The organism is bacterium (genome assembly GCA_021108215.1).
In the GTDB taxonomy this organism is placed as follows: Bacteria; Oederibacteriota; JAAXVQ01; order JAAXVQ01; family JAUVAV01; genus JAIORK01.
The window spans coordinates 155,978-159,582 of record JAIORK010000036.1; the positions used below are offsets into that span (position 1 = coordinate 155,978).

Annotated in this window: 2 protein-coding genes; both read right to left on the reverse strand. The window is 46.8% G+C overall.

Going from position 1 to position 3,605, the window contains the following annotated elements:
- Window positions 1-96: 96 nt before the first annotated feature.
- Window positions 97-2,790: a hypothetical protein gene (locus K8S19_08540; GenBank protein MCD4813723.1), complete on the reverse strand. Its 2,694-nt coding sequence runs from the start codon at window positions 2,788-2,790 to the stop codon at window positions 97-99.
- Window positions 2,759-3,460 (reverse strand): hypothetical protein, encoded by a 702-nt coding sequence (locus K8S19_08545; protein ID MCD4813724.1) that lies wholly within the window; start codon window positions 3,458-3,460, stop codon window positions 2,759-2,761. The genes K8S19_08540 and K8S19_08545 overlap by 32 nt, the downstream gene beginning before the upstream one ends.
- Window positions 3,461-3,605: the final 145 nt, after the last annotated feature.

Genomic DNA, 3,605 nt, shown 5'->3' on the forward strand with positions numbered 1-3,605 from the left:
ATATTCATTCAACAACACGCACAGGTCTTTTTTGCTGTCTCTTCAATATCCCCAATATTTTTCGTGTTTTTCAGGCTCGATTATACAGGACATATCCTAAAACGACGGTAGTTTAAACTCCATGGTCAGAGGCAGCAACTTATCCGGTCGAATAAAGTTGAGTTGCTTGGTCGCAAAATAAATAAGTTTTCCATTACCTGAATGCTTGGTAATTTTCCCCTGCTGAGTCAGGATCAAGGATGCCTGCTGCCCCTGCCGGTTCTCCACTGTAATACCTAAAATATTTTTCGTCCGATTATAAAAATACTGGATTTTTTCACCATCCGGCAAATAAAGCGCCACCTGATCACCCTGCTCATTATAGACCTTCTCATAAATCAAGTTTTCCGCCCGGTCAAAAAGACTCACTTTATTAAATTGACCCGACGATGTAAATGTAAGTCTTTTTTTATCTGTCAGATCAATGGCTTCCAATCGATTCCCTACAAAATGAAATATCTGCTTCTCTCGTCCCCTCCGCCTTGCCACACTACGCTTTCCGTGTCCGACGGTCTCAATACGATAGTCATCACCATTCGCGGTCTCCATGGTCAAAAGATTTTTTTTGGCATCATACTGCGAGCGGGAAAAAAAACCACTCTGGTTTTTTACCAAACGCCGATACCCGGTAATCTTACCATGCCAATTCCGCATCTCTAAAATACTGATCTCCCGACCCGATGCAGTTATATTTTGGACAACAACATTTTCTCCGGTCTGACCTTCCATCATCCACTGAATAACGGCAATCAACGCATGCGCAAATAAGCCGGTACCATGCCAACGCTTTGGCAACGCTGCCTGTAGATAGTGATCCTTCCCGACTTGCTCAACCTCGCGCCCAGCTTGAATCCTGCCGCGTGTGCCCCGGGTTTCTTGCACCAGCGCAACATTGCTTTGGTTGCCATTGACACGCACGGCTTGCGAATTCTCTCCCTGCGCCTTGGCCATAAAAATCTCACCCGATACAATTTTTCCCCGCCACACCGACGTCAATTCCCACTTAAATTTCCCCTCATCCACCCGAATAAGCATCCGCCCGTTATCCTGCAATAGCATATCGCGTGAAGGCCGCAGCGCATACGGCGTCCAGTACCCATTGTCCGGATGGTCCACATCCTCTTTCCAAACCTGTATCAAGCCATCTTTTTCACGGACCCGGGTGAGTTCTTTATAGAGCTTCTTTTTTTTTATCGCCGGCATAAAAATTTCAAGACCACTGTAAATAATCCTATCAAAAGGCGGCATAACCTCTCTGCGCAACCGGTGCTTTTGCCTCATAAATTCCTCCTGGGATAATATCTTTTCCGGCGTCAGGGTCTGAAGGATTAATTCCGCCTGCGTACGCTGAAAACTATCCCGCTGATTGAGGTGGGGCGCGGCCTGCATGATATTTTTCACCCGAAAGGTTAATTCAATACGAAAGGTTTCCAATACGTCACGTGTAAAATGCGTCACCGCCTCTCCGATCTGAACAGCGGGGGTCGGGGTCGATTTTTTAGCCGCTTGCTGCATCACGGTAAATAAATCATCAAAATCCGGATCATCATGCAGATGTTGCGAAAGTCGCTCGCGTTGCTTCCGGTGAATAGCTTCTGAAATCATTAACCTTACAGATAGATACATCTCCGTGCGCTTTCCCGGAACAAGCCGCCACTGGTTATTCTGATAGCGCGACTCAATACGCACATCCCCCCGCATGTTGACCGGAATCAACTCTTCTTCACGCGGATCAAATGGATAGACCTCCCATTGCAATCGTTCTTTAACCCAAACCAAAACAGTGTTGCCCTGCACCTTGGCCCGCTGGACCAAAACCTGCTCATTCTCAAAAAGCTCCACTGCCGGAACAGTCACCCTCACATCCGAACAATCAATAAAGTCCCAAATGTCATCAAAGGTTATCATTTTTTCCTGCACATATCGGGCAAATGTCCGACGGGGTAATAACTCCTCAGACACAAGATTTTCCAGCAAAATATCCCCTCGGGTCCGTCCCAAGCTGTCTTTTTTAAACTTTGTCCGGTCGGCATAATCCCGCCGAAACCGCTCCTCAATCAACTGCATAAAAACACCATATTTTTCATCCCAGATCTGTTCTACACGCCCCGTAATACGCCAGTGATCTTCAATCAGTCCGGTAACGGCAGATACAAAAAAAAGGTCCGTCATACCGGTCATCGTATCAGTCTCAAAATAACTGTAAATTCGCTGATTTTCACGATTAAAATGATATCTTAAGACTTTCCCCCCAGGCCCCTCATGCATTTCCAGACGGGTTGCTCCCTGGTCGTCAAAGTAGCTGACGGTGATATAGTCGCCCTGCTGCCGAATTGTCCGTTTAACCTCACCGGCGTCCGTCCAGGTGTACGCAATTGTCCAAATCATTTCACCCAAAGGGGATACTTTTTTTATCGGATAGCCTTTCTTATACTGGATCTCATAGCCATTCGGTTCAAGGCGCTTGACCAAATGTCCGCGGGCGTTATAGGTCAATACCATCCCATCTTTCAGATTAAAGGTTGCCAAATACTGCCCCTCGGAATTATCAAAAGAGTAACTTTTCACCGGATAGCGGTCGCGAATTTGATTATAAATTTGTTCAGCAAGCTGCCGTGACTGGACCTCAGAGCTGTCATGCCGGGCCGCATAAACAGCCAACGGCACCAACAGACAGATACCCAGCATCCAGCCGACCCTATTCCGGCATCCTGTTTTTTTATCTCTTTTGCTTAATCTCAAGGTCCTCAATATTTACCACCTGACTTAAGTCTTCCGTAAATGCCTGGGTCTGGATCATCAGTTCCTTGCCATCCGGCAAATACACAGAAATCAATTTCCCTAACTGGTTATACTTCAGTATTTTTGTTTTCTTGCCAGATGAGAGAACGACACAAAGTGCGCATTCGCGGTTATCTTTCGCCGCAGGATCGTGCAACCTTATCGGGGCCAAATGCTGGAGTGTTTTCAAGGAACCGTCCACATACAAAACAGCACGCAATAGATTATCCACATAAAGACGTTCTTCTTTAAATTTACCATCACCATCCGTCACCCAAACAAAAATCATTCCCCGGCGTTTTCCGTAATGAACACTTTCCCGGCTTCCATCCTTGCGTAATCGCGCCAGCAACCGTCCGTCGGGGGAAAATTCTTCCTGCAGGGAAAAATTGCCACTCAGGCGCCGGGCTTGTGAAACCGTCCGTCCCTTGGCCTCTAATGCTTCCCAGGAATAGGCGTCATGCTGCAGCACTCCTGCACCACCGTACAGGGGTGCTTTTAATTTTTCCGCAGCGATGGCTGTTCCCGGAACCAACAGCAGTATCCCCACAAAAATTGCGGCCGTCAGCTTTGGATATTGAATTCCCACCAGATGCTTTGTCATGTTGTCTATTTTACGTTGCTTTGAAATGGGTTTCAAGAAAAGTATTGCTTCTTTGCTGATATCAAGAAGCCCGGTTGCACTGGTACTTGCAACCGGGCTTCTTTTCGAAAAGTTTTTTTATATTTACAGTAATCCAAAAATACTTTCTCTGCGTCCTCAGCGCCTCAGCGGCGAGCCGTCA